Source organism: Paraburkholderia sp. SECH4 (assembly GCF_030511745.1).
Taxonomy (GTDB): domain Bacteria; phylum Pseudomonadota; class Gammaproteobacteria; order Burkholderiales; family Burkholderiaceae; genus Paraburkholderia; species Paraburkholderia madseniana.
Genome location: NZ_JALOCP010000010.1, coordinates 111,339 through 136,355 on the forward strand (window position 1 = coordinate 111,339; position 25,017 = coordinate 136,355).

General features: G+C 62.6%; 26 protein-coding genes. 11 read left to right on the forward strand and 15 right to left on the reverse strand.

Going from position 1 to position 25,017, the window contains the following annotated elements; all coding sequences use genetic code 11:
* From M0D67_RS16205 to M0D67_RS16230, 6 genes are all read right to left on the reverse strand, one after another.
* Nucleotides 1-753, reverse strand: a complete 753-nt coding sequence (locus M0D67_RS16205; RefSeq protein ID WP_266239179.1) for an amino acid ABC transporter permease — start codon at nt 751-753, stop codon at nt 1-3.
* A 67-nt stretch (nt 754-820) separates the two neighbouring features.
* A complete protein-coding gene (locus M0D67_RS16210; RefSeq protein WP_154565297.1) occupies nt 821-1,645 on the reverse strand; it encodes a transporter substrate-binding domain-containing protein in 825 nt (274 codons plus the stop codon).
* Between the two features lie 90 nt (nt 1,646-1,735).
* The gene (locus M0D67_RS16215; protein WP_171926990.1) at nt 1,736-2,809 is read right to left on the reverse strand and encodes an ABC transporter ATP-binding protein; all 1,074 of its coding nucleotides are present in this window, start codon (nt 2,807-2,809) and stop codon (nt 1,736-1,738) included.
* Nucleotides 2,810-2,858: 49 nt separating this feature from the next.
* Complete coding sequence (locus M0D67_RS16220) at nt 2,859-3,746, reverse strand: ABC transporter permease (RefSeq protein ID WP_154565299.1); 888 nt, start codon at nt 3,744-3,746, stop codon at nt 2,859-2,861.
* Nucleotides 3,743-4,726, reverse strand: coding sequence for an ABC transporter permease (locus M0D67_RS16225; protein WP_154565330.1), 984 nt, complete (start codon nt 4,724-4,726; stop codon nt 3,743-3,745). Before M0D67_RS16225 ends, M0D67_RS16220 begins: the two co-directional genes overlap by 4 nt.
* Nucleotides 4,723-5,817, reverse strand: a complete 1,095-nt coding sequence (locus M0D67_RS16230) for a PotD/PotF family extracellular solute-binding protein (protein ID WP_154565300.1) — start codon at nt 5,815-5,817, stop codon at nt 4,723-4,725. The genes M0D67_RS16225 and M0D67_RS16230 overlap by 4 nt, the downstream gene beginning before the upstream one ends.
* A gap of 550 nt (nt 5,818-6,367) precedes the next feature.
* On the opposite strand from M0D67_RS16230, the gene M0D67_RS16235 reads away from it, so the two are divergent.
* Entirely contained in the window at nt 6,368-7,261 is an 894-nt protein-coding gene (locus tag M0D67_RS16235) for a LysR substrate-binding domain-containing protein (RefSeq protein ID WP_171926987.1), read from the forward strand.
* 47 nt (nt 7,262-7,308) lie between these two features.
* Here the strand turns inward: M0D67_RS16235 and M0D67_RS16240 are convergent, their stop codons facing one another.
* Complete coding sequence (locus M0D67_RS16240) at nt 7,309-8,391, reverse strand: calcium:proton antiporter (protein ID WP_266239180.1); 1,083 nt, start codon at nt 8,389-8,391, stop codon at nt 7,309-7,311.
* A gap of 424 nt (nt 8,392-8,815) precedes the next feature.
* The gene (locus tag M0D67_RS16245; protein ID WP_171926985.1) at nt 8,816-9,181 is read right to left on the reverse strand and encodes a BON domain-containing protein; all 366 of its coding nucleotides are present in this window, start codon (nt 9,179-9,181) and stop codon (nt 8,816-8,818) included.
* A 394-nt stretch (nt 9,182-9,575) separates the two neighbouring features.
* Between M0D67_RS16245 and M0D67_RS16250 the strand changes: the two genes are divergently transcribed.
* The 3 genes from M0D67_RS16250 to M0D67_RS16260 all read left to right on the forward strand — a co-directional run bounded on the left by M0D67_RS16250 (nt 9,576) and on the right by M0D67_RS16260 (nt 11,694).
* Nucleotides 9,576-10,223, forward strand: a complete 648-nt coding sequence (locus tag M0D67_RS16250; RefSeq protein WP_154565304.1) for a DNA-3-methyladenine glycosylase — start codon at nt 9,576-9,578, stop codon at nt 10,221-10,223.
* 294 nt (nt 10,224-10,517) lie between these two features.
* Nucleotides 10,518-11,268, forward strand: a protein-coding gene (locus tag M0D67_RS16255) for an IS5 family transposase (RefSeq protein WP_266239210.1) whose coding sequence is annotated in 2 segments (ribosomal slippage) — nt 10,518-10,849 and nt 10,848-11,268 — 753 coding nt in all. Because the reading frame shifts where the segments join, the coding sequence is not laid out codon by codon here.
* 81 nt (nt 11,269-11,349) lie between these two features.
* Nucleotides 11,350-11,694 carry a DUF4148 domain-containing protein gene (locus M0D67_RS16260; protein WP_154565305.1) on the forward strand — a complete coding sequence of 115 codons (345 nt, stop codon included), beginning with the start codon at nt 11,350-11,352 and terminating at the stop codon, nt 11,692-11,694.
* A gap of 284 nt (nt 11,695-11,978) precedes the next feature.
* Here the strand turns inward: M0D67_RS16260 and M0D67_RS16265 are convergent, their stop codons facing one another.
* A complete protein-coding gene (locus M0D67_RS16265; protein WP_154565306.1) occupies nt 11,979-12,422 on the reverse strand; it encodes a CBS domain-containing protein in 444 nt (147 codons plus the stop codon).
* A 267-nt stretch (nt 12,423-12,689) separates the two neighbouring features.
* Here M0D67_RS16265 and ribA point away from each other — a divergent pair, with 267 nt between their 5' ends.
* The gene (gene ribA, locus M0D67_RS16270; RefSeq protein ID WP_154565331.1) at nt 12,690-13,340 is read left to right on the forward strand and encodes a GTP cyclohydrolase II; all 651 of its coding nucleotides are present in this window, start codon (nt 12,690-12,692) and stop codon (nt 13,338-13,340) included.
* 176 nt (nt 13,341-13,516) lie between these two features.
* Here the strand turns inward: ribA and M0D67_RS16275 are convergent, their stop codons facing one another.
* On the reverse strand, nt 13,517-13,717 hold the full coding sequence (locus M0D67_RS16275; protein ID WP_154565307.1) for a hypothetical protein: 201 nt from the start codon (nt 13,715-13,717) through the stop codon (nt 13,517-13,519).
* Nucleotides 13,718-13,743: 26 nt separating this feature from the next.
* The gene (locus M0D67_RS16280) at nt 13,744-14,658 is read right to left on the reverse strand and encodes an NAD(P)H-binding protein (RefSeq protein WP_266239181.1); all 915 of its coding nucleotides are present in this window, start codon (nt 14,656-14,658) and stop codon (nt 13,744-13,746) included.
* A gap of 207 nt (nt 14,659-14,865) precedes the next feature.
* On the opposite strand from M0D67_RS16280, the gene M0D67_RS16285 reads away from it, so the two are divergent.
* The 3 genes from M0D67_RS16285 to M0D67_RS16295 all read left to right on the forward strand — a co-directional run bounded on the left by M0D67_RS16285 (nt 14,866) and on the right by M0D67_RS16295 (nt 18,064).
* Entirely contained in the window at nt 14,866-15,801 is a 936-nt protein-coding gene (locus M0D67_RS16285) for an AraC family transcriptional regulator (RefSeq protein ID WP_266239182.1), read from the forward strand.
* Nucleotides 15,802-15,906: 105 nt separating this feature from the next.
* Entirely contained in the window at nt 15,907-17,001 is a 1,095-nt protein-coding gene (locus M0D67_RS16290; RefSeq protein WP_154565310.1) for a triacylglycerol lipase, read from the forward strand.
* 13 nt (nt 17,002-17,014) lie between these two features.
* Nucleotides 17,015-18,064 (forward strand): lipase secretion chaperone, encoded by a 1,050-nt coding sequence (locus M0D67_RS16295; RefSeq protein ID WP_266239183.1) that lies wholly within the window; start codon nt 17,015-17,017, stop codon nt 18,062-18,064.
* A 28-nt stretch (nt 18,065-18,092) separates the two neighbouring features.
* On the opposite strand, the gene M0D67_RS16300 is transcribed toward M0D67_RS16295, so the two are convergent.
* From M0D67_RS16300 to M0D67_RS16310, 3 genes are all read right to left on the reverse strand, one after another.
* A complete protein-coding gene (locus M0D67_RS16300; RefSeq protein WP_266239184.1) occupies nt 18,093-18,920 on the reverse strand; it encodes an anti-sigma factor in 828 nt (275 codons plus the stop codon).
* Nucleotides 18,917-19,435 (reverse strand): sigma-70 family RNA polymerase sigma factor, encoded by a 519-nt coding sequence (locus M0D67_RS16305; RefSeq protein ID WP_154565313.1) that lies wholly within the window; start codon nt 19,433-19,435, stop codon nt 18,917-18,919. The genes M0D67_RS16300 and M0D67_RS16305 overlap by 4 nt, the downstream gene beginning before the upstream one ends.
* Nucleotides 19,436-19,576: 141 nt before the next feature.
* On the reverse strand, nt 19,577-20,302 hold the full coding sequence (locus M0D67_RS16310; protein ID WP_154565314.1) for an anti-sigma factor: 726 nt from the start codon (nt 20,300-20,302) through the stop codon (nt 19,577-19,579).
* Between the two features lie 167 nt (nt 20,303-20,469).
* Here M0D67_RS16310 and M0D67_RS16315 point away from each other — a divergent pair, with 167 nt between their 5' ends.
* The 3 genes from M0D67_RS16315 to M0D67_RS16325 all read left to right on the forward strand — a co-directional run bounded on the left by M0D67_RS16315 (nt 20,470) and on the right by M0D67_RS16325 (nt 22,481).
* Complete coding sequence (locus M0D67_RS16315; RefSeq protein ID WP_154565315.1) at nt 20,470-20,739, forward strand: DUF4148 domain-containing protein; 270 nt, start codon at nt 20,470-20,472, stop codon at nt 20,737-20,739.
* 114 nt (nt 20,740-20,853) lie between these two features.
* Nucleotides 20,854-21,945, forward strand: a complete 1,092-nt coding sequence (locus M0D67_RS16320) for a catalase family peroxidase (protein ID WP_168435898.1) — start codon at nt 20,854-20,856, stop codon at nt 21,943-21,945.
* Nucleotides 21,942-22,481, forward strand: a complete 540-nt coding sequence (locus tag M0D67_RS16325; RefSeq protein ID WP_154565316.1) for a cytochrome b — start codon at nt 21,942-21,944, stop codon at nt 22,479-22,481. Before M0D67_RS16320 ends, M0D67_RS16325 begins: the two co-directional genes overlap by 4 nt.
* Here M0D67_RS16325 and M0D67_RS16330 read toward each other — a convergent pair.
* Nucleotides 22,478-24,982, reverse strand: coding sequence for an FAD-dependent oxidoreductase (locus M0D67_RS16330; protein ID WP_154565317.1), 2,505 nt, complete (start codon nt 24,980-24,982; stop codon nt 22,478-22,480). The two genes, M0D67_RS16325 and M0D67_RS16330, sit on opposite strands and share 4 nt — an antisense overlap.
* Nucleotides 24,983-25,017 lie beyond the last annotated feature (35 nt).

Consider the following 25,017-nt stretch of genomic DNA (forward strand, 5'->3'; position numbering starts at 1 on the left):
TCAACGCTCCGTCGGCAGAGTGCGGGCGGCGCGCCACATCAGGCGGGTGCGCCAGTTACGCGGCGCGCTGTCGCTGCTGCCGCCGCGAGCCACGCGGCCCGCGAAGAGGCCACGGCCAAGCCGGTTCATGAGTTGCCGCAGTACGATCGACAACACCAGATACGTCGCGGTGATGATCACGTAGCTCTCGAACGAGCGGAAATTGCGCGACTGGATGAAGTTGGCCGCATAGGTCAGATCGGGCACCGAAATCTGCGAGACCACCGCCGAACCGAGCATCACGATCAGCACCTGGCTCAGCAGCGCGGGAAACACGTTGGCGATCGCCTGCGGCAGCACGACGTAGCGAAACACCTGCCGTCCATGCAGGCCGAGCGCTTGCGCCGCCTGCACCTGACCGCGCGGGATCGAGTCGATACCGGCGCGCACGATTTCGATCGCGTACGCGCCGAGATTGACGGTCATCGCCAGAATCGCGGCCTGCACCTCGTCGATATGAATACCGAGGCTCGGCAAACCAAAAAAGATGAAGAACAACTGCACGATGAAGGGCGTATTGCGGATCAACTCGACGTAAGTCGCGACCACCCAGCGCGCCCACTTCGGTCCGGCCACCGCAATGCTCGCGCCACCAATACCGACGAGACCGCCGAGCAGGGTGGACACGGCGGTCAGCCCCAGCGTGACGGCGACGCCGCGCGCAAGCAGCCCCGCATACAGGCCGAAGCCGCTGAAATCGAACGCATAGGTCATAGCGTGGCGCTCATCGTGTGGTCAAACTCCGGCGCGGGCCGGCCTGGCCGGTCCGCGCAATAAAGGTTCAGAGGTCGGCCGGCAGCGGCGCACGCAGCCACTTCTGCGAAATCGCGTTCATGGTGCCGTCCTTGCGGGCCTTGGCAATCGTTTCGTCGACTTTCTGCTTCAGACGCGGCTCGTTCTTGTTCAAACCGACGTGATCCGGCGAGCTGAACAGCGAGAATTTCTGCTCCGGATCGTTCGCCGGATGACGCGCGAGAATCGTTGCGCCGACGTCGTTGCCGACTACCATCAACTGTACCTGACCAGAAAGAAACGCCGAAATTGCGCCGTTAGGATCGTCGAATCTTTTGATGGTCGCGCTGGGGGGCGCGATCTTGCTGACGCTCAGGTCTTCCAGCGTGCCGCGCGCGACCGAAATCGATTTGCCGGCGAGGTCGGCGGCGTTCTTCACGGGCAGCGTTTTCGGGCCGAAGACGGCGAGATAGTAGGGCGCGTAGGGCTGCGAGAAGTCGATCACCTTTTCGCGTTCCGGGGTCTGGCCGACTGAAAGCAGCATGTCAGCCTTGTGGTCGGCGAGGTAGGCCATGCGGTTGTCGCCGGTCACCTGCACGAGTTCGACCTTCGCGTTGAGCGCCTTGCCGATCAGATTGGCGACGTCGATGTCGTAACCCATCGGCTTCATGTCCGCGCCGATCGAGCCGAAGGGTGGGTAGTCCTCGAATACGCCGATCCGTACCGTGCCGGACTTGGCGATGTTGTCGAGCGCGTCCGCATGCGCGGCCGACGAAAAGGCGCACAGTGCGCCGAGGCCGGTGAAGGCGAGCGTCGCGGCGAGGGTGGCGAAGACTCGGCGTGCGTTTGATTGGGCAACTTGGGGTTGATTCATGGTCTTTCCTCTGTCGAAAACTCGGTATTGGAATGGGTTTCAGTGAACGCTTCGGCGACGCGTTTCGGTGCCTTGCCTCAGCGATACGTTTCAATGCGCCGCGCGGGCGGCGATCAGTTTGCACGCGTGCGGTGGCAATTCCGCGAACACCGGCATGCCGAGCGTCAGCCCCGGCGTTTCGCGCGGTGTGGTCGCGGCAGTCAGGGTGAATCCTGCGCAATCGATCGTGGCTTCCAGAGACGCCCCCACGTCACGGATAAAAGTCACCGTGCCCGCGAGCCGGTTCTGCCCGGCATCGCCGGACGCTGTTTTGACGCACACGTCTTCCGGCCGGATCAGCAGACGGATATCGCTGCTGGACTCCGGCATCCGCGCCGGTTGCGCGACCGCAATGCGCCTTCCGCCCGGCAGACTGACGCCGCCCGCGCCGTCGTAGCTGACCGGCAGGATGTTGCCGAGCCCGATGAAGTCAGCGACGAATTCGCTGACCGGATCGCGATAAATATCGAGCGGCTTGCCGACCTGGGCGATCCGGCCTTTCTCCATCACCACGATTTCGTCGGCCATCGTCATCGCTTCGCGCTGGTCGTGCGTGACCATGATCGTCGTGATGCCGAGACGCTGTTGCAGCAGGCGGATCTCGACCTGCATCGCTTCGCGCAGCTTGGCGTCGAGCGCGGAGAGCGGTTCGTCGAGCAGCAGCAGTTTCGGTTGCGAGGCGATCGCACGGGCAATTGCCACGCGTTGCCGCTGGCCGCCGGAGAGTTGCGTGACCGGCCGGTTCGCCATGTGCGGCAACTGGATCAGTTCCAGCAATTCGGCGACGCGGCGCGCTTGCGCATCTTTTGCGGTCTTGCGCAGCTTGAGCGGATACGCGACGTTCTGCGCCACCGTCATATGCGGAAACAGTGCGAGCGACTGGAACACCATGCCGAAGTCGCGCTGGTTCGCAGGCAGATGCGTGATGTCGCGGCCGGCAAAATTGATGCTGCCCGAGCTCGGCGTTTCCAGCCCGGCGATCATCCGCAAGAGCGTGGTCTTGCCGCAGCCGGACGGCCCGAGAAAGCACACCAGCTTGCCGTCGGGCACGCTCAGATCGACGCTGTCGACGGCATAGGCCGCGTTGAAGCGCTTGGTCACGGCCTGCAAGGTCAGATGGGTCATCGAATGCTCCAGCAAAAAGACATCAGCACAGCGCGAATCGGAAGGATGGTCAAAGCGCCACCCCTTCGTCGCCGATCAGCTTTTCGAGCAGCCAGATCAGCGCGAAGTCGATTGCGACGATGAATACGGCGAAACAGAACACGGTCGGATCGAGCGACGACACCGTGCGGCTATAGAGCCACACCGGCAGCGTCATCGTGTCGATGCCGTACAGGAAGAAGGTCACCGTGAATTCGTTGAACGAGACGATGAACGCGAACAGCATGCCGGCGAGAATACCGGGGCGCATGAGCGGCAGGATCACGTCGATCAGCGCGCGGCTCGGGCTCGCGCCCATCACGCAGGCGGCTTCCTCGAACTCCGGGCCGATCGAGGCCACTGACGCCGCGCAATTTTTCACGGTGAACGGCAGCGCCAGAATCACGTGCGCGATGATCAGGCGGAATACGCCGAGTTCGACCGGCAGCACGTTGAACACCAGCAACAGCGACAAGCCGAGCATCACCAGCGGATAGACGAGCGGCAACGCCACCAGTTGTTCGACCGCGGGCTTGCCGCGAAAACGGTAGCGGCTCAGCGCGTAGGCGGCGGGCACCGAGACGAGCGTGGCGATGACCATCGTCGAGAGCGCGACGATCAGGCTCGTGCTGAGCGCGGCGCCCATCGAGAGGGAGTCGCTCGCATCCGGCGAGACGAAGCTGTGCCACGCCGCGCGATACCAGTGCAGGCCGTAGGCATGTGGCGGGAATTCGAGCGTGTCGGCCGCGCTGAACGACATCGTGATCATCGTCAGGATCGGCAGCGCGGCGAGAAACAGCACGATGGCGGCGAGCAGCGCGGTGGCTTTGCCGAGCTGGCCGGGCATGGTGGTCGGCAAACGCGGCAAACGCGGCAGGCGCGGTGGGCGTGCCAGGGGAGTCTGGATCGGCGTGCTCATGCGTGAGGCTCCTCGGCGAGACGTTGTGTACGGCGCACGAGGCGCTGCGACAGTGCCATCACGGTGAGCGTCGCGACCATCAATACGACGCCCGATGCGGATGCGGCGGGCCAGTTAAGCAAGGGCGCGACCTGGTCGTGGACCAGCACGGCGAGCATCGGCACGCGGCGTCCGCCGAGCAGCAGGGGCACGGCGAAGGCGCTGGCGTTATACGCAAACACGAGCAGGGCGCCGGACACGAGCCCCGGCATGGCGAGCGGCAGCAATACATGACGCAGCGTTTGCCAACGCGTCGCGCCAAGCGTGGCCGCGGCTTCTTCATACGAGCTCGAAACCGCGCGCATCGCGCTCGACAACGGCAGCACGGCCAGAGGAAACGCCGTCTGAATCAGACCGAGCAACACGCCATGTTCGCGATACAGCCACATCACCGGGCGCTCGACGAGGCCGCTGCCGAGCAGCGCGTGATTGAGGAGACCGGCCGGGCCGAGAATGATCAGCCAGCCATAACCTTGCAGCAGCAGATTGACGAGCAAGGGCAGCAGCACGCCTGCGAGCAACAGTCGCCGCGCCAGCCGCGACTTGGTGCGCGCCATCGCGAGAGCAACGGGAATCGCCAGCAGCACGGCGCAGATCATGCTTTGAAATGCGAGCCTCAACGTGAGCCACAGCGACTTCATGAAATAGCCGTCGATGAGATCGGCGTAGTTCTGCAGCGTGAAGCCGTGCCATTCGTTACCTTGCGTGCCGAAGCTCATGCGCAGCACGACGAGTGCTGCCGCGCCGAGAATGGCCAGAAACAGCAGGATCGGCGCGAGCAGAATCCAGGGGCGCGCTTTCGCGAGCGCCGTGGACGCCTGCTCGTCCGGTGCGCGGGAAGCGGCGCCGGGCGAGCCGGAAGCCGCGCCCGACGCGTCACCGGACGCAGCGTCCGACGCCGACGAGGCACGCCGCGAGAAACGCGCGAGCATCGCGGTCATGCCGAGAAAATTTCGGTGTAGCGCTTGATCCACGCAGGCTGCACGACGGCGAGCGCTTTGTCGTCATGCAGGATTGCTTTCTCGGCGATCTGCTGCGGGCTCGGCACGAACGCGCGGCTCTCGGCCGGAATCACCGCCTTCGAATTGACCGGTCCGTTCAGCACGTCGGCAGCCATGCGCCCTTGCACACCGGCATCGAGCGAATGGTTGATAAAGGCGTGGATCAGATCGCTGTCGGCGGGATGCGACTTCGGGATCACCGTGAACATCAGTTGTGTGGCGAAGCCTTCCTTCATCCCGTAGGTCACGCCCATCTTGTACTCGGGTTTGCGGATCTGGTCCGGGAAAAAGGCCGGCGAATAGATGCCGCCGATATCGAGCGAGCCGGTGCGGAACAGATCGGCCACCTGGTTCGGATTCTCGCCAAGCGTCATCACGCGATCTTTCAGCTGCATCAGCTTCTTGAAGCCCGGCTCGATGTTCTGTTGCGAGCCGCCGTTCATTTTCGCTGCGATGATCGCGAGGTCCACCGCTTCGGCCCATTCAGGCGGCGGCAGGAACAGGCGTCCGGCGTACTTCGGGTCCCACAGCGCTTCGTACGAAGACGGCGCCGTCTTGACCGTCGACGTGTTGTAGATCAACCCATCCGACCACAGCAGATAACCCACGCCGAAGCCGTTCGCGCCCGTGCGGTATTGCGGCGCGACCTCTTTCAGATTCGGCAGCTTGTCGAGATCGGGCTTCATCAGCAGGCCCGCGTCGCCTAGACCCGCCGCGCCGACACCGGCCAGGGTGATGACGTCGTAAGTGGGGCGATCGCCCGCGGCCTTCACCTTGGCGACCATGCCGGAGGTGCCGTCGGCGCGGTCGGCGATGACCTTGGCGCCGGTCTTCGCCGTGAACGTGGCGGCGATGTTGCGCAAGGCGGCGGCGCCGGTGTCGTCCGACCAGGTCAGCAAGCGCAGTGTCTTGCCGGAGAAGTTGTGCTCCTGTGCCCGCACGTTGATGAACGGCATCGGCAATGTGGACGCCGCGAGTGCTGCGCCGATTGCCTTGATGGCCTGCCTTCTACCCCGTTTGATCTCTTGCATGGCGGTCTCCTGTGTTGAACGCCTGTTGCCTGGTGATATTCGCTCTGACCGCTGCTGCTGCATCGCCCATTTGCGTTGCCCGTCGTTCCCAACCTCACGCGATACCGGGTGCGTTGCGTGTTGATGCACTCTAGGTTTGCCAAAATCCCTCAACAAACGAAATATGCGCATGGAACGCATGACGGAATCTCATGGGTAGGCTGTCGCGCGACGCTAGCGGCGGCTTTGCTGTGGTCCGTGGGAACGCCAATCCAGTGGCGTATCGGGGTTAACGTCCATGATTTTTTTGCGCAGGCGGGCTGGAGGGAGGTATGAGGAAAGCTCGGTTCTGGTGCGGTATCCGGCGGGATGCGCCCTGAGTCGGTGCAAGCGGTGGCGCTCAGACTCGGATTAATAACCGGGCCATGAGCGAAATGCATGCATATTTGCCCGCGCACAACACGTGCGAAACATTCTGATCGCGTATCCTGTGGGCTCGATGGGCGTGATGGCACGCAAGGCCGCCCGCCCGCGCAATGACTTTTCCTGATCCCTGACCGGACTTATCCAGATGCGACGTCTCCCGCCGCTCAATGCGCTGCAGATTTTCGAAACCGTCGCGCGGCATCGCAGCTTCACACGCGCCGCTGACCACCTATGCCTGACACAAGGCGCGGTCAGCCGGCAAATCATCGCGCTCGAGGACTACTACAAGTTTCCGCTCTTCAAGCGCCATGCAAAGGGCCTGACGCTGACCGCCGAAGGCGAACTGTTGCTGCCGGCCGTCAAGGAGAGCTTCGCGCGTATCGAAGAGATATCGCTGCGCCTCACGCGTCAACGCACCGATCTCGCGCTGAAAGTGCCGACCTGCGTCATGCGCTGGATGTTGCCGAAGATCATGCGTTTCCAGGCCGAGTATCCCGAGCTGCACGTTCAGATCACCACCACCTGGCAACATGACGTCGACTTCCAGCTCGAGCCGTTCGACGCGGCGATCATCTATGGCTCGTCACCGGGTGTGGACGTGCAGGCGGTGCCGTTATTCGAGGAGCGTCTGACGCCGGTGTGCGCGCCCGATCTGTTGAAAGACAAACCGCTGGACGAGTTGGCGGATCTGGCGCGCCACACGCTGCTGCATCCAACGCGCGACCATCGCGACTGGAAGATGTGGCTCGCCAAGGTGACCGAGGTGGATGCCGCGAATGCGCCTGCGATCGATGCTGAGCACGGCCCGAGCTTCGACACGCTCGACATGGCGACCAACGCTGCTTTGCAGGGCTTCGGTGTTGCCATCAGCGATCTTGCCTTGATAGACGAAGACGTCGCGGCCAAGCGGCTCGTGCGGCCATTCGATACGGTGCTCAAGACCGGCTGGCGGTATTACTTCGTGTATCCGGATTCAGTCGCGCATCAGCAGAAGCTGAATCTGTTCCGCGACTGGATTGCGGAGCATTGGGAAGAGTAGGAGAGCAGCCCGTCGTTTGGGTAGAGCGCGGATCGTCAAGCCTATCGTCAGGGCGCGAAGGACAGAAACAGATACGCCGCGAACAACGACAGATGGACGGCGCCTTGCAGGATCGTCGTGCGTCCGGAACTGAGCGTCAGGGTGCCGACGATCAACGTGAGCACCAGCAGCACAGTTTCCTTGCCGTCGATACCGAGGATGAGCGGCTGAGCGGTCCACAAGAACACCACGGCGACCGTTGGGATGGTCAGCCCGATGCTGGCCAGCGCCGAGCCGAGCGCGAGATTCAGGCTGTTCTGCAAGCGATCGGCGCGCGCCGCGCGCACGGCGGCGAGCCCTTCCGGCAACAGCACTAGCGCGGCAATGATAATGCCGACCACCGCCGGCGGCGCGCCCGCGTTCTTCACTGCCGTTTCGACCACTGGCGAGAGCACTTTCGCGAGCAACACGACGGCGACGAGGCACACCACCAGCAAGCCGCCGGCTGCCAGCGCGACACCGGCACTCGGCGGGGCGGCATGGACGTCCTCGTCGGGGACGCCGGCAAGAAAGTAATCGCGATGCCGCACGGTCTGGACGAACACGAACACCCCATACAGCACCAGCGAAGACACCCCCGCGAACGCCAGTTGCGACGACGACAAAACCGGGCCGGCACTCGTCGTCGTGTAGTTCGGCATGACCAGAGTCAACACGGACAATGACGCGAGCACTGCCAACGACGCCGCAGCGCCGCGACTTTGAAAATCCTGCTCGCGATGCCGGATACCGCCCACCAGCAGGCAGATGCCCACGATCCCATTGCACACGATCATCACCGCGGCGAATACGGTGTCGCGCGCAAGCCCGGCTTTTTCCGGCCCGGACGTCAACATCACCGAAACGATCAGCGCGACTTCGATCACCGTGACGGCCACCGCCAGCACCAGTGTGCCGAACGGCTCGCCGACGCGATGCGCGACCACTTCCGCGTGGTGCACCGCTGTGAACACCGCAGCGCACAGTGCGACCCCGATCAGCGCGAGCAGCAACCCGTTGCCCGGCAAGGCATACGCGATGCCCAGCACGATCCAGGCAACGAAGGGCGCGGCAATGGTCCAGCGGGGCAAAACGGTCGCGGGCATGGTCATTCAGGGCTTCCTTTCGTTGCGTGTTCTTGTTGCTTGTATTGGACTGGCGCAGCAAGCGCGGACGGGCGCCAATGAGACACGGGCGCGGGCGCAAATCCTAAACCATCCTGTCAACAACGCGCCCTAACGCATTAAATTATAAAGGATAGTTCATAGCGGACGAGGTTTTGTCAGTCCGTGCGACGGATTGTGCCGACGCAGTGGCGAAGGCGGCAAGGCAACCTGCGGCTCATCGGCATCTGAAGGATTGAGTCGCGCAGGATTGCGCGGAAAATGCGACGCGGGTTCGATGGGTGAAACTCCATCAGACCACCACTGCCAGGTTGGCAGTTTCAGGGAAAGAATCCGAATGTTTAGGTCCGGACGCGCCGCCTCGTGATGAAGCGTTGCGTCCGGATGTAGCGCAACGACTGACTAAAGCGGTTTACTGTCCGACCGGACGGATCGACAGTGCGTTCTTGACCGACGTCACGCCCGGCACGGCTTGCGCGGCCTGGGTTGCCAGGTCGACTTGCGGTTGCTCAGGCACCGTGCCGGCCAGCGTCACTGCGCCGCCACGTGCGCGCACGGTGATGTTGGTCACGCTCAGGCCCTTGGTTTTCGACAGGGCGGTGCGCACCTTGCGTCCCAACGCACGGTTGGCCGCCTTGGCCGCCTTGGCGCTCGGCGCCGAAGAAGCAGCCATGGGGGCCGCCGGAGCAGCAGCGTCGCTGCTTTGCGCGTACGCATTGACGGATGCCAGAACGATCAGCGCGCCGCCGACCATCTTGATTGCCTGGAATGCTTTCATTCAACTCTCTCCTATTGTCATGAATACGACGGCCCCGGGATGGGCCGGTGTACTGCACCAGCGGGTACTTCGGGATCAAATCTGAATGGAACGTTGCTGCGATCGAGCGACTTCTTGCAATCTGTAAGCTGATCAGGCGCGCCTAAGCACACGCATGCCGGCAAAGGCTGTCCTGCAAGCCGGAAACACACGATACTCCAATTAGTGCCATGGTGAATGCGTCAGTGCCTGGAAATGAGGTTTTGGTACAACGAATGGGCCGATGAAGGCAGGCCGATGGCGCTCCACCGCTTGGTGCGGCGCGGGTGGCACGCCCGTTGGCGTGTCTGCTGCACTGGCAGGTCGCGCATCTATCGAACCCTGCGCCTGGCGCTTAACGACTCGTCCGAATTGCATGCCGAATCAGCCTCTATCTATCCTCCCATTGCTTCGTGACGATTTGCCGCTCGATACCGTCGCGCTGGCACGTTTCATGATCGGCAAATATCTGGTGCACGACCTCCCCGAAGGCCGTATCAGCGGCCGCATTGTCGAAACCGAGGCGTACCCGCTCGGCGATTCGACCAGCCACGCGTTTGCAGGCCGCCGCCCGTATAACGGGTCGATGTTTCTCGCCCCCGGCCACGCTTATATCCGGCTTACGTACGGGCTTTCGTACATGCTGAACATGTCTGCGGAAGCGGAAGAGGTCGGCGCAGGCATTCTGCTCCGCGCGATCGAACCGCTGGAGGGCTTGCAGTTGATGGAAGCGCGGCGGCCCGGCGTGCCGTTGCGCGATCTCGCGCGCGGTCCCGGCCGGCTCACCATGGCCTTGGGCATCGACCAGTCGTTTGACGGCCGCGATCTTTGCAGCGGACATGGCCTGTGGATCGGCGTGATCGAGACGGGTGATGTGCAGATCGGCGTGACGACGCGCATCGGCTTGTCGCGCGAGATGCATCGGCCGTTACGGTTTTTCGAACCCGGCAGCGCGTTCGTCAGCGGACCGCGAAAATTGCTGCTGCCGCCGCACGCCGACGCATTGACCAGTGCGCAAATCTGACTATCCGCGCCGGGCAATGCGGCAAAACACGCTCAGCGGGGGTGCTTTCTCGAAACGTCAGACGCAAAGGTTACGATTCCGACAATTATTACGGTAAAACGAAGCCTTCAATCAAGTTTGGCGGTAAGTTTCGTCACACTCTTGCGTTTTGAACAATTATCTATCTCGCAATTAAGGGTTTTCCCGCGATGATTGGGTGACTAGGGTGTGTTGACATTAAGCGACAGCCTTTCAGGCCGCACTGTTAACTTTGCCGGAAAGCTGTTTACATCCTGTCTTTTGGGCGAGACAGAGATGGTGCGGAAGATGTTGCGAGACGACCAATATGAGCGCGTTGCATTACAGCTACCGGGTAAATCCGGCGATCGAGGACGAACCGCTGCCGACAATCGGGATTTCGTCGAGGCGGTGCTGTGGATCGCCCGTACCGGTAGCCCGTGGCGCGATTTGCCTGAAGAGTTTGGCCTTTGGAACAGCGTGTACAAGCGCTTCAGTCGATGGTCACGTGCTGGGGTATGGCACACGGTATTTGCCGAGTTGGCCGCCGATGCAGATTTCGACGAAGTCTTCATCGATAGCACCATTGTTCGCGCTCATCAGCACGCTGCTGGGGCTCCCAAAAAAAGGTGATCAGGCGCTGGGTCGCTCGCGAGGCGGACTCAGTACGAAAATTCATGCGCTGGTTGACGGCCTGGGCATGCTGGCGAAATTTCGTTTGACGGGTGGTCAGGCAGGTGACAGCCCTGAAGCTCTGCCATTGCTGGGCGATCTGAAGCCCGATAGTGTGGCGGCCGACAAGGCATATGACACGGACGCACTAATCGAACATCTGCACACGTTCGATGTTCAAGCGGTCATCCCGAGTCGCGCAAACCGGCTCGTGCAACGCCCTCTGGATAAGCATCTCTATCGGTCCCGTAACCTGGTCGAACGGTTCTTCGCGCGCATCAAGCAGTTCCGCCGCGTCGCCACGCGATACGACAAACTGTCTGAGCGATTTGCTTCGTTTGTCGCCTTGGCTGCAGCCTTCATATGGCTCGTCTAATGTCAACACACCCTAGACTGAAATCACTCGCTTCTCACATGGTGTGGCAAGCGAAGCAAAAAACAGGTCTGGAGGTAAGTCATGAAATCGCTCATCAAGGCAATCGCCATTGCAGCCGTTCTCGCCGCCCCAGTTGCTTCGTTCGCTCAATCGAGCGACCAGCCCGCGACCCGCGCGGAAGTCCGCAGCCAATTGATCCAGCTTGAACAAGCGGGTTACAACCCGGCCGCCAGCAACGACACGAACTATCCGCGCGACGTTCAAGCCGCCGAAAGCCGTGTGCAGGCGCAAAACCCGGCTGTCGCGCAGACGCAGGAACCCGTCGCGGATACCAGTGGCTACGGTGGCCGGGCGAGCGGCTCGTCACAAGCGGGTGGCGTCTTGCAACCGACGTCCGGCCCGAAGTCGGTTTATTTCGGTAACTAGGTTTGGCGCCCGGCTGGTCCGGCCGGCAGTTGATCTGATCGAAGCGGGGCGTGCGTGAACCAGCTCAACGCACGTTTCGCGTTCTGCAAGCAATCAGCAGTGTGATATGGCGAGGCACATGCGCGCTTTATGCGGCGTGCATTCTCGCAGTCCACAATTCAGGAACCTCCGCTGCCGCAAGGTAGCTTCGCCCAACCTTTTTCAAGGATTGGGCTTTTTTTGCGCCCCGTTTCGGCAGCGTGCGACGCCCGGCGTGCGGCGCGACCTGCGATAGGCCGCGAACCTCAGGGGCGTTCGCCGTGGATATAGAACTCGAGTTGCTGAATCGTGAATTGCTGCTCGGCGATGATGTTCTTCACCAGGTCGCCGATCGATACCATGCCTACCAGGCGGTCGTTTTCGATGACCGGCAAGTGACGCATGCGCCGTTCGGTCATCAGGGCCATGCAGTCGTCGGTGGTCTGGTCGGGGCGGACGAAGCGCACGGCTTTGCTCATGATGTCGCGCACCGGCGTAGCCTTCGATGAACGGTCCAGCAGGACGACCTTCCGCGCATAGTCCCGCTCCGTAACGATCCCGGCGATGCTGTCGCCGTCCGTTACGACCAGTGCGCCGATGCCTTTTTCAGCCATCAGCTTGATCGCCTCGTAGACAGAATCGTCGGCCCCGACCGTGAAGACGGTGGTGTTGTTCGGTTTGGTTTTAAGAAGCTGTGCAACGCTTGTCATGGAGCGACTCCGTTTCGCAGTGCAGCACGCCGATGCGGCGCGCTGGCGTGAGGGACAGGCCATTCCAGTATAGGCGCGGTGTGCGGCGGACGGACCTCGGGAATACCTGTGGCGCGCGGTGCGTTCAACTCAGGTAGCCATGTGATGCGCGTCGGTTTCGTACGCGGCACGCGGGCATCCGGGCGCGGTGTGCCGATTAGCGGTAAACTGCCGGTCCATACCGCATCCCAATATTGCGGGTTCATGTCAGCACCATTGTCCAACGCCATGCTCACGTCTCACGATCCGTCGCAAGCAACAGACGGCGCACCCAGCGGCGAGTGCGTCGTCCTCGACGCTACCGCCACGCTCCCCACGCGCTACGGCACGTTTACCTCCTACGTGTTTCGCGTGGCCGAAAGCGGCGCCGAACATCTCGCGCTCGTGATGGGCGACGTCGCAAACCAGTCGTCCGTGTTGACGCGCCTGCACTCCGAGTGCCTGACGGGCGACGTGCTCGGCTCGTACCGCTGCGATTGCGGCGAACAACTCGATCTGGCGCTGCGCTATATCGCGGCTGAAGGCTGCGGCGTGCTGCTGTATCTGCGCGGCCACGAGGGGCGCGGCATTGGCCTGTCGAACAAGATTCGCGCGTATGCGTTGCAGGAGCAGGGCCGCGACACCGTCGAGGCCAATCTCGATCTCGGCTTACCCGATGACTCGCGCGAATACGACTCCGCGGCAGGCATTCTGCGCACGCTCAAGGTCACCTCGGTTCGCCTGATGAGCAACAATCCGGAAAAATTCGACACGCTGTCAAAGCATGGCATTCCGGTGTGCGAGCGCGTCGCGCTGGCGATTCCGATGCGCGAGGAAAACGAGCGCTATATCCGCACCAAACAGTTGAAGTTTGGGCACTACTTCGACGAGAACGAATAATTGACGCGTGCGCACCGGCCACCGTTTGCAAACGGCGGCCGGTGTCGTGGCGTCGGTTTTGTCAATTTAGTGCGGACTTTGACATGGTGATGACCCATCTGCGGCGTGTCTACGGCTTATCGAACCGCGAGTGGAGCCGAATTGATTCGATTCGATTCGATTCGAGCCGCGTCGAATCAGAACAAACCAAAGTCGTCGTTGCTATCGGGAATCGCGTTGAGCATGTCCCGAAGCGCTCGCCAACCGATGAGTCCCGCAAGACCTGCTGAGATGGCCGTCCAGTAGCGGGTGTTCGTCGTTCCGCGTGGTTGCGGGATGTGATGCGTCGCGCTTTTCCGAGCTTCCATCGATGCGCGCAGCAAAGGGCAAGTATGCATGTCGTTTCTCCTATCGCGAGTGCGGTTTAGCGAGCCGTCGCAGTTGCAGTTGAAGTTGCAGCGACACGCGCCAGGATCGACGCAAACACATCCGCTAGCGCAGTCGCGCCGAAGCGCCGCTCGCTGATCTCCGTTTCGACGTCGATGCGGCCCGCGTTGTGCGCGTCGTATAGATCCGTGATGAGACGCGCGTGGTTCTCACCGAGTCCCGCGCCATGGAGCATGGCGGCCCATTCGCCGCGTGGCACTTCGTAGGCCGTGATCTGGCGGTGCGCCAATGCACCGAGCGTACGCGCGACGTCTAACGCGCTGACACGCGCTTCACCTTCGAGGCTCACCACCCGTGGTGACACCTTCGCCGGTCTGTCGTCGAGCAATAGTTCGGCGGCCAGCAGCCCGACATCCTGTGCGGCGACCGTCGGATACAGCTTGCTCAATGGATGATGCAGACTCGGCAGCACGCCTCTCGCGAGCGCGATTGGCAGCACGCGACCCCAGTTGTGCATGTGTTCCGCTGCACGCAGAAACGTCAACTGTGAGGCAACGGGCGCGAGTTGCGTTTCGAGGGTGTGAAACAGCGTCGTGATGCCGGTGCCGCTCGCGTGTTCCGCGCCGTAGTCGGACAGCGCGAGCACGCGTTGCGGCGGGTTGGCGCGTAATGCGCCCGCGCTCACGTCGATCATGCGCCGCATCGTGGTTGCGGGATCGGCGTCTGCGTGTGGCACTGGGCACAGTATCTGCACCGCGTACGCTCCCTCGATAGCGCGTGCTACCGAAGCTGGGTCGAGCAGATCGGCGATGGCGATTTCACAGCCGATTTCCGCTAACACGTCGCCTTGCTCGGCTTGGCGCACGACCGCGCGCACTTCGCGGCCCGCCCGGCGCAACGCCGCCGCGCTCACTCTGCCAACATTGCCTGCTGCTCCAAAGATCACGAACACGTTGAGCTCCTTCCTGGGTCGGTATGCGGCCATCTTAGGGATACGGGGACGGAGAAACGCGCGGGCACGGATCGTCGTGCGCAGATTCGGATGATTGTTTTTCTTTGTGGCGGCGCAGCACGTGTGTTGAGGCGGTGCGAGCCAAGCGAAGGAGCGAAAAACGCAGCACAATGCACACACGTTTGCCGCCATCCACGAGGAAAAGCAATGAACGCCGTGACACCGATACCGCAGCCGCACAGTGGCTCCCGCATCGCGCTGCTCTCGAGCAAGACGCTCGGCTGGCAGGGCTTCGGCGCGGAACTGGTCAACGTGTCGGCCGGGCTGCACCGGATTCCGGCGCTCAAGCATCATCGCGTGGGTGTGCATGTCGGCGCGCCGGTCAAGGCGCGTTGCATGTGCAATGAGCGCCGCTTTTCGCGGATTCAGGCGCATGGCGATGCGGATGTGATTCCCGCTGGCGTCGACGGACAGTGGACCGATGAAGCCGCCTGCACGATTTTCAGTGTGTGGATCGGCGAAGACTTCGCACAGAGGACCGTCGAGCAACTGGAATTGAAGACGAGCGAAGCGCGGCTTCGTCCGCAGTTCCAGATGCGCGACCCACGTTTTCAGCATCTGGCCTGGGCGCTACGCGCGGAACTCGAAGCGGACGATGCGTCCGATCCGCTCTTCGCCGAAAGCCTGTGTACCGCGATGGTGGTACGGCTGATCGGCAGCGCGCCGGTGCTCGACAAACTCGAGAACAAACGTCGCACGCTTGCGCCGAAGACTGCCGCTCGCGTGATCGAGTTTATCGAAGCGCACCTCGATCAACGCCTCACGCTTGGCGAACTGGCGGTGCATGCTGAATTGAGTGTCCCGCATTTCAAGGTGCTGTTTCGCGAAACGCTCGGTATGCCGGTGCATCAGTATGTGGTGCAACGGCGAGTGGAGCGGGCGAGGGCGCTATTGCTTCAAGGCAGGTTGAGCGCGAGTCAGATCGCGCTGGAGACGGGCTTTGCGCATCAGAGTCATATGGCGCATTGGATGGGGCGGTTGTTAGGGGTGACGCCGCGGGAGTTGGTCAAGTCAAGCGCGAATCCAGGCAGCATTGTCGACCTCGATGCCGTCAATGCCCGTCGCATCGCCACACTGCGATAGACCTTAGAAACGCACTGCAGCATAAGCAGTTTGGAGTTCCCGCTCTATTGCCCTCGATCGATTTGTATAGCTAAATACGCGGACTTCGCAACCGGAGGCCGTCACATGTCGAAATCGAAGGGTTCTCGCATCGTCGCCTGGGCGATTGCGGCCGCTGTCGCCAATGCGCCGCTCGCTGTGCTTCTCACAATCGCCACACCGGTTGCCATCGATCGCGCAATCGCCGCGACGTCGACCACCAGCGCCGACGATTATGCGGCAACCCGCTATCCGATCATCCTCGTCCATGGCCTCACCGGGACCGACAAATATCTCGGCGTACTCGACTACTGGTACGGCATTCAGTCCGACCTCCAGCAGCACGGCGCAAGCGTGTATGTGGCGAACCTGTCGGGCTTTCAGACCGATGACGGTCCGAACGGGCGCGGCGAACAATTACTCGCCTACGTGAAACAGGTCCTGGCCGCGACCGGCGCACAGAAGGTGAATCTGATCGGCCACAGCCAGGGTGGCTTGACCTCGCGCTATGTCGCTGCGGTAGCGCCGGAACTCGTCGCTTCGGTCACCACGATTGGGACGCCGCATCGCGGCTCGGAGTTCGCCGATTTCGTGCAGGACGCGTTGCAAAAAGATCCGACCGGTCTTTCGACATCGATCATCGGCGCGTTTGCGAATATATTCGGCATCCTGACGAGTAGTAATAACAACACGAATCAGAATGCGGTAGCCGCGCTGCAAACGCTGACCACGGCTAACGCCGCGGCCTACAACTTGCGCTATCCGAGCGCTGGCCTCGGTGCACCCGGCTCGTGCCAAACGGGCGCCGCGACTGAGACCGTCAACGGCAACACGCATCTGCTGTACTCGTGGGCGGGCACTGCGATTCAGCCGACCTCCGTGCTGGGCATCCCTGGCGCCACCGACACCAGCGCCGCCCCAATCGATTCCGCCAACCTCCTTGATCCGTCGACACTCGTTTTGTACGGCACCGGCGCGATCATGCTGAGCCGCCAGTCGGGGCAGAACGACGGACTCGTCTCGGTGTGCAGCGCGCTCTACGGCAAGGTGCTTGGCACGAGCTACAAGTGGAACCATCTCGACGAGATCAACCAGTTGCTCGGCGTGCGCGGCGCGAATGCGGCGGATCCGGTGGCAGTGATTCGCATGCAGGCGAACCGCCTGAAGACGCAAGGCGTGTGAACGGATGCGGCGATTGGAGAGGCAGCGGGGCAGCGCGCGGAGTCAGTGGCTGGTTTTCGTGGCGGTGGGTGCGGTGTCGGCGGGTGCGGCCTTGTGGCTGAACCGCCCGCCGTCCGCGCATCATGCATCCGCGCTGCATGCGGTGAATGCGGCGAGTTCTGCGAAACCCGCGCTCGCTTCGGGCAAGGACATGGCCGCCGGCACGTCGGCGGCCGGCGCATTGCCCGCTTCGCTCGACGGTTCGTCGCCACCTCATCTGCCAACCGATGGCCGCGGCCACCTCGCGCACACGCGTGCGGTCCGCGATTTCTTCGACTACTTCCTGACGGCGCAAAACGAAATCTCTCCCGCGACGCTCGATGCATTGGTGCGTCGGCAGATCGCCGCGCAACTCGACGGCACGCCGGCCGCCGAAGAAGCGGTGACTGTCTGGCAGCGCTACAACGCTTATCGCACGGCGCTCGACCAGTTGCCACAAACCTCGCCAATCCAAAGCCAGAGCGGCGCAAAGCTGGACCTCGACGCGCTGCAGCTCTCGCTCGACCAGCGCGATGCCTTAGGCACCCGCTTGATGGGCGAATGGAGCGAGCCGTTCTTCGGCGCCGAATCGCAGCAGCAACATACGGATGTGGCGCGTCTGCGCATCGCGTCAGATGGCGCGATGAGCGCCGCGGAAAAAGCGGCGCGTCTCGCCGCACTAGACGCGGCACTGCCGCCGGAAACACGCGCGGCCCACGAACGGGCACGCCCGCAGCAGGCCGCACTCGACGCGATCAGTCAGGCGCAGAAGCAGGGCGGCTCGCTCGATACGATGCGCGCACGGATTACGCAGACACTTGGACCTGAAGCGGCGCAACGCGTCGTGCAGATGCAGCAGGCTGACGACGCCTGGCAAGCCCGCTATGCGGACTATTCAAGCCAGCGCGCGCAGATCGACAAACAGGGTTTGCCACCTCAGCAACGCGACGCGCAGATTGCGCAGTTGCGCCAGCAGTTCTTCACCAATCCGAGCGACGCGATGCGCGCGGCGTCGCTCGATCGCGGCAGCAGTGCGACAAACTGAACCCGCTATCGCGACCTGACACGGCATCTCAACCCGGCGCGGCGCCCGTCAATTGCGAGTACACGTCATGCGACAGTTGCAACAGCACCTTGCGATCGATCCCGCCTGACACGGCATAGCCAAAGTCGCCGTCGACCCAGTAGAACACGTTCACCGGCCCGTCCTGATACAGCTTGAACGCGGTGGTATTCGAGTTCACCTGACGATGCGAAATGCACAGTGTCACGCGTTCGCCGTTCGGCCCGCGATACATGAACTGCGCGGTCGGCCCATCGGCGCCTGGCAACAGACGCCCGCCCGAAAGATTGAAACCGCTCTTCGAAAGCATCGGCGGATGCACATTGGTGCCGAGCCGGTTGGACAGCCACTGCACGAAATCCTGTTCGTGATCCGCCGTCATTTCGGCTGGACGGTCGACGGCGGGCATATAGACCACATGCGCCACCGCGGCTTGCCGCGCAAACATTTCCGAACTGTCCGCACTGACCGGGCGCGTGTCGGAGTGGTCGGTGACCGGCGCCACGACGTCCTGTCCCATATGCGTGCCGACGCCGATGCCTACGCCCAGCACCAGCGCTGCCGCCATCCCGGCGAACTGCGGCCAGTTGGCGGCTATGCGCCAGCGGCGCCTACTGGCCAGAGGCGTTTGCAGACGTTTGGGCACGGGCTCGCTCAGCACGCGGTCATAGCGTTCATGAAACATGTTGTTCAGCGAGAAATAATCGCTGACGCGTGTGGCCAACTCGGGGTTCTGTTCGAGCGCGCGCTCCACCTCGATGCGTCGTTCGTCGGACAGCGTGCCGTCCACATAGGCGTGCAGCTCTTGTTCGCCGATCGGAGTGTGTTGGTCGCTCATCGCACCACCTGTAATTTTGCACCGGGCTGCGTGCCCGCCATCAATGCCCGAAGCCGCTCGCGTCCGCGTGAAAGGCGCGACATGACCGTGCCGATCGGAATGTTCAGCGCGAGGGCCACATCGGCATAGCTCATTTCCTCGAGACCGACCAGCAGCACCACTTCGCGCTGCTCCATGGGCAGACGCTGCAATGCGTAGTCGAGGTCGCGCATTTCCAGCGAACGGGTCTGATCGGACGGCACGGCAAATTCGCTTTCGTGGACGCTGTCGTCGTCGACCGCCACGTGGACTGCACGCGCCGACGCCTTGCGCGCCTGATTGGCGAACACGTTATGCATGATCGTGAACAGCCACGCACGCAGGTCGGTGCCGGGCTGGAACATGCCGGTCCGGCCGAGCGCGCGTTCGAGCGTGTCCTGCACCAGGTCGTCGGCGAGATCGCGATTGTTGATCAGCGCTCGCGCATAGCGCCGCAAGCGCGGCACATGCTCAATCAGCTCGTCACGGACATCCATTTTCAATCCCAATCGTGGGCTTCTCGTGGGGCGCCGGGTGGGCGGCCGTCGATTGAACCACCACGCGCATTCGAACTGCAAACACGCGTGGGTGCATTTTATTCCGTTGTTTTTGCAGCGTTGCAAAAACCTGGAGAGGGTCTATCGCACGGTCATCACGTCGGCGGCGCGCATCAGACCGTGGGTGCGGGCGTCGCCGGCGACCACAAAGCGCTGGCGCTGCGCCGTCCAGGTCAGCAGCCTGATCTCGCCGATACGCAGGGCCGCCCACTGCGGCTGGGCCGGCGCCAGCAGTGCCAGCGTGGAAATCAGCACGACGGGGCGGTTGTCGCCGTTCAGATAGATGAATTCGCTGGCGCGTTGGAAGGGGCTGAGCGATAGGACCCTTTGATCCACCAGTCGCAATCCGATCGCCGCGAGGTTGGGGGCGGCCACGTCGGTTCGCGTCGGCGAGGCAGCGGAATACTGTGCGGCGGCGGTTTCCGCCAACGCCATCACGGCGGCATTGTTGAGTGCCTGCCGGGACACCTCTGTGGCGGCCAGCCAGCCGCTCGCGGCGACCAGTGTAAGAACGAGCGCCCCGAGAGCGTTCAACACTTTGCCCGGGCGCTTTGTGGCCTTCAACCGGTCGAGTACGCCGCGCCATCCTTCGGCGCGGGTCGAAACGGGTTCGTCAGTTGTTTGGAAGGCCTGCTGCATCTGCGCGTTGAGCCTGCCGTAGAACGCCACGCGGCGTGCTTCCGCCGGATCTTTGCCCAGATAGTCCTGCAGAAACGCAGCGCGTTCCGGCGTCAGCGTCCCATCGGCGTAGGCCTGAATGTCGGCTTCGGAAAGCGGCGAATCGGAGGGAGGGGCGGTTGAGGTCATGGTTTCGGCATTCGTCGGATTTCAGCTATCGAGTGGCGAACACACGCAGGTGTGAGTTTATTCCACATTCGAAGTTTGTTTTTTACGAAGCGCCAAGGCAGGAATAAAAGCCGCGAACCCGTGGTTATCCCTCATGCAAACACGCACAAAACTCTCTGGAGTTCATCATGAAGAAGATTGCTTTTGCCGCATTGTCCCTCGCCGTTCTCGTCGCTTCGTCGAGCGTTTTTGCAGAAGGCAAGACACGTGCTCAGGTGTACCAGGAATTGATCGAAGCCCAGCAGAACGGCCTTGACTACGTCACTGATACGTCGTATCCGGATGTGAACCCCATCTTCGCACAGCAGGTCGCGCACAACAAGGAAGCACTTGCCGCCAAGGCGGCCGCCGCGAGCCATGCCGCGAGCAGCACCGCGCCGGCAGGCAGCGTCAATTGACGGTATCGATAGCCGGCGCGCACACGGAATGGACGCGCCGGATGTCGAATGGAATAGATCGCCGAACTCGGTGTTTGCCGATGAGTGCATCTATCCGAGAGTCAAGGAGTCGTCGTGACAAAACCATCCGTTCCCAACGCTGCGCCTCGATGCGTGCCATGCCGGCTCGCCGCGATCGGCGCGGTCGTCGCGGTTCTTGCCGGAGGCTTCGCCTATACGGCAGGCTGGCTGACACCTGCGCGGCTCACCGCGCCACGTTTCATCAATACCTTCGAAGTGGTAGCCGGCCAGGCCCATCCCGGCTATCGCCGCAACCATGCAAAGGGCTTGTGTGTGGCGGGGTATTTCGACAGTAGCGGCGCCGGTTCGGTTCTTTCACATGCCGCAGTATTCGCGCCGGGCCGCACGCCGGTCATCGGCCGTTTCGCGGTTCCCGGCGGCAATCCGTCCGCGCCCGATACGAGTTCACCGGTACGTAGCATGGCCTTGCTGTTCCAGTTGCAGAACGGTGAGCAGTGGCGCACCGGAATGAACTCGACACCTGTATTCGCGGTTCATACGCCCGAGCAGTTCTATCAGCAACTGGTCGCGGCGAAACCCGATGCCGCGACCGGCAAACCGGACCCTGCAAAGCTGAAGGCGTTTTATGCCGCGAATCCTGAGATCAAACCGTTTCAGGCATGGGTGAAAGCCCATCCGCCATCGTCGAGTCTGGCGAATGCCGCGTACTACAGCATCAACGCTTTCCGGTTTACCGACAGCGCGGGCAATACTCGCGCCGTGCGTTGGGCGATGGTGCCTGAAACGCCGTATGCGCCGATCACCGATGCACAAAAGGAAGAGAAGAATTTCCTCGAAGCCGACCTCGATCAGCGTCTGCAAAATGGACCGTTGCGCTGGCATCTGATCCTGACGGTCGCGCAGCCCGGCGATCCCATCGACGACGCGACGATGCAATGGCCCGACGATCGTCAGCATATCGATGCCGGCACGCTGGTGATCGATCACACGACGTCGCAGGAGGACGGTGCCTGTCGCGATGTCAATTTTGATCCGACCATCTTGCCGGCCGGTATCCGGCCTTCCAACGATCCGTTGCTCGCCGCGCGCTCGGCTGCGTACGCGCTGTCGTATAAGCGCCGCACGCGCGAAGAATCGTTGCATCCCGAGGTTCATCAAACGAAGTCGAACGGAGAGCGTTCATGACACAGACGCGTACCCATTTCAGTCCGCTCGCGCGACTCCTGCATTGGACGATGGCGCCGTTGATCATCGCGATGCTGTTTATCGGCGTGGGAATGGTCGCGACGGTGTCGCGGGCGCATACCACGCTGATCGCGATTCACAAGCCGCTTGGGATAGCGCTGCTGCTGTTGGTGATACTGCGCGTGAGCGTGCGTATCCGGCGCGGCAGTCCGCCGTTGCCGGCGGACATGCCCGCGCCGCAGCGTACCGTCGCGAGGCTGTCGCATCTGATCCTCTACGCGCTGATGGCGGCGATGCCGTTGATCGGTTGGGCGATGCTATCCGCGGCGGGATATCCGATCACGCTATGCGGCCCCCTGCATTTACCGCCGATCGCGCCGCATAACACGGAGTTGTTCGCGCTACTGCGTGCATTGCATACATGGCTCGCATTCGCGCTGTTCGCCACGGTGCTGTTGCATCTCGCGGCGGCGTTGTTTCATGGTTTGATCCGCCGCGACGGGGTGTTTTCAAGTATGGCGCGCGGCGGGCGTTAGCCCTTCACCCGTTCCGAGCGCGGATCATAAGGCGCCTTCAGATGCACGGTCGCCGGCAGCAGATCGCCGGCGACGTCGATCATGTATTGACCGCTGTTCAGATACGCAGCATCGGCGACGCCGTCCGGATTGTTGATATAGCCCATCGCCACCGGACAGCCGAGCGTGTGCCCGAACGCCGCCGAACTGACGAAGCCGACCGGCTTGCCGTCACGCAGAATGGCTTCGCCGCCCCACAGCATGCGATCGGCGGCGCCGTCGGCGGTGAGCACCACCATGCGGCGGCGCAGCGGCTCGGCGCGCAATTTCAACAACGCGTCGCGGCCGCGGAACGGGATGTCCTTATCGAGCTTGCAGGCAAATGACAGACCCGCCTCGAACGGATTCGTATCCGGCGTCAGTTCGCGACCCCACGCGCGGTAGCCTTTCTCGATGCGCAAAGAGTCGATCGCGTAGTAGCCCGCGTTGACGAGACCGAAGGCCTTGCCTGCCTGTCGCAACGCTTCGTACACGCTGACCGCGAACTCGACCGGCACGTACAGTTCCCAACCGAGTTCGCCGACGTAGGTGAGGCGGGTGGCGCGCAGCGTCGCGTAACCGAGATCGACCTCGCGGCTCTGGCCGAACGCGAATGCCTCATTGCTCCAGTCCGCCTTCGACACGCTTTGCAGCAACTCGCGTGAGCGCGGGCCCATTACAGCGAGCACGGCGTATTGGCCGGTGACGTCGACCAGCGTGCAGTGTTTGTCGCGCGGAATTGCTTTTTCGATGGTGTCGAAATCGCGTGTGGTTTGCGCGGTGCCGGTGACCAGCAGGTATTGATCGTCGGCGAGGCGCGTGAGCGTGAAATCCGATTCGTAAGTGCCGCGCTCGTTGAGCATGCCGGTGTAGACCGCGGTGCCGGGCGGTACCTCTACATCGTTGGCGACGATGCCTTGCAGCACGCTTTCCGCATCACGTCCTTTGACGAGAAATTTGGAGAACGACGTCATATCGAATAGCGCGACGCTTTCGCGACACGCGCGATGTTCGGCGCCGCTCCACGGCAGCCAGTTCTGCTGGCCGAACGCGTAATCGATCTGTGCTTCGGCGGGCGTCGGCGCGAAAAAGTTGGCGCGCTCCCAGCCCATTTTGCTGCCGAAGCAGGCGCCCCCATCGCGCAGCAGCGAATACAGCGGCGAGCGGCGGAACGGCCGCGCGCTGTCGAGTTCGCGATTTGGCCACGGCATCGCGTAGTGCAGGCCGAGCGTTTCCTTCACGCGATCATGCAGCCAGGTGTCGTTGCCGTTAAAACGCGCAAAGCGGCGGATGTCGACCGGCCACAGGTCCATCGTCGGTTCGCCTGCGACGATCCATTCGGCGAGCGCCATGCCCGCACCGCCCGCCGATGCGATCCCCATCGAATTGAAACCCGCGCCGATGAAAAAGCGCCGCAATTCCGGTGCTTCGCCGAGCATGAAGTTGTTGTCCGGCGTGAACGATTCCGGGCCGTTGTAGAACTGCTTCACCTGCGCTGTTTCGAGTGCGGGCACACGCTGCAGCGCATTTTCCATCAGGATTTCGAACTGATCCCAGTCGTCGGGCAGCAACTGGAATTCGAAATTATCCGGGATGCCGTTCATGCCCCACGGTTTCGCGTTCGGTTCGAAGCCGCCCATTACGAGACCACCCACTTCCTCCTTGAAGTAGATGAAGCCGTCTGGGTCGCGCATCACCGGCAGGTCCGGATGCACGCCGGCAATGCGTTCGGTAACGATGTAGTAGTGCTCGGCCGAGTGCAGCGGCACGGTCACGCCGCACAGGCGGCCCACCGCCTTGGCCCATTGGCCCGCGCAATTCACGACGATGTCCGCGCCGATCGTGCCTTCCTCGCCGTCCTTGTTGCGCCACGCGAGGCCGCTGACTTCGCGCGCGCCTGTCGTGGCGTTTGCCTTGTCTTCGAGCGCGGAGCGCGTGTGAATCGCCGTGATCCGGGTGTTCTCGACAATGCGTGCACCGCGCGTGCGGGCGCCGCGGGCGAGGGCCTGGGTCAGATCGGTGGGATTTGCTTTGCCGTCGCCGGGCAACCAGACGGCGCCGAGCAGGTCGTCGGTGCGCATCACCGGCCAGAGTTCACCGGCTTCCTGCGGGCTGATCACGTCGCACGCCACGCCGTAGGCGCGCGCGACGGCGGCGGTGCGCTTGAGCTGCGTCATCCGCTCGGCGGTGCGGGCCACCGAGAGCGAGCCACATTGCTTCCAGCCGGTCGCGAGGCCGGTATCGGCTTCGAGTTCGGCGTAGAGCGCGGTCGAGTAACGGATCAGTTTGGTCATGCTTTCCTGCGCGCGCAGTTGGCCGACGAGGCCGGCCGCGTGCCAGGTCGTGCCACACGACAACTGACCCTGTTCGAGCAGAACCACGTCGGTCCAGCCCAGTTTGGTCAGGTGATAGGCGACCGAGCAGCCAATGATGCCGCCTCCGATGATGACGACACGGGCGTGGGCGGGGATTGATGTGGACATATGTGGAAATAAGTTGAATTGACGCGCGTAGATTG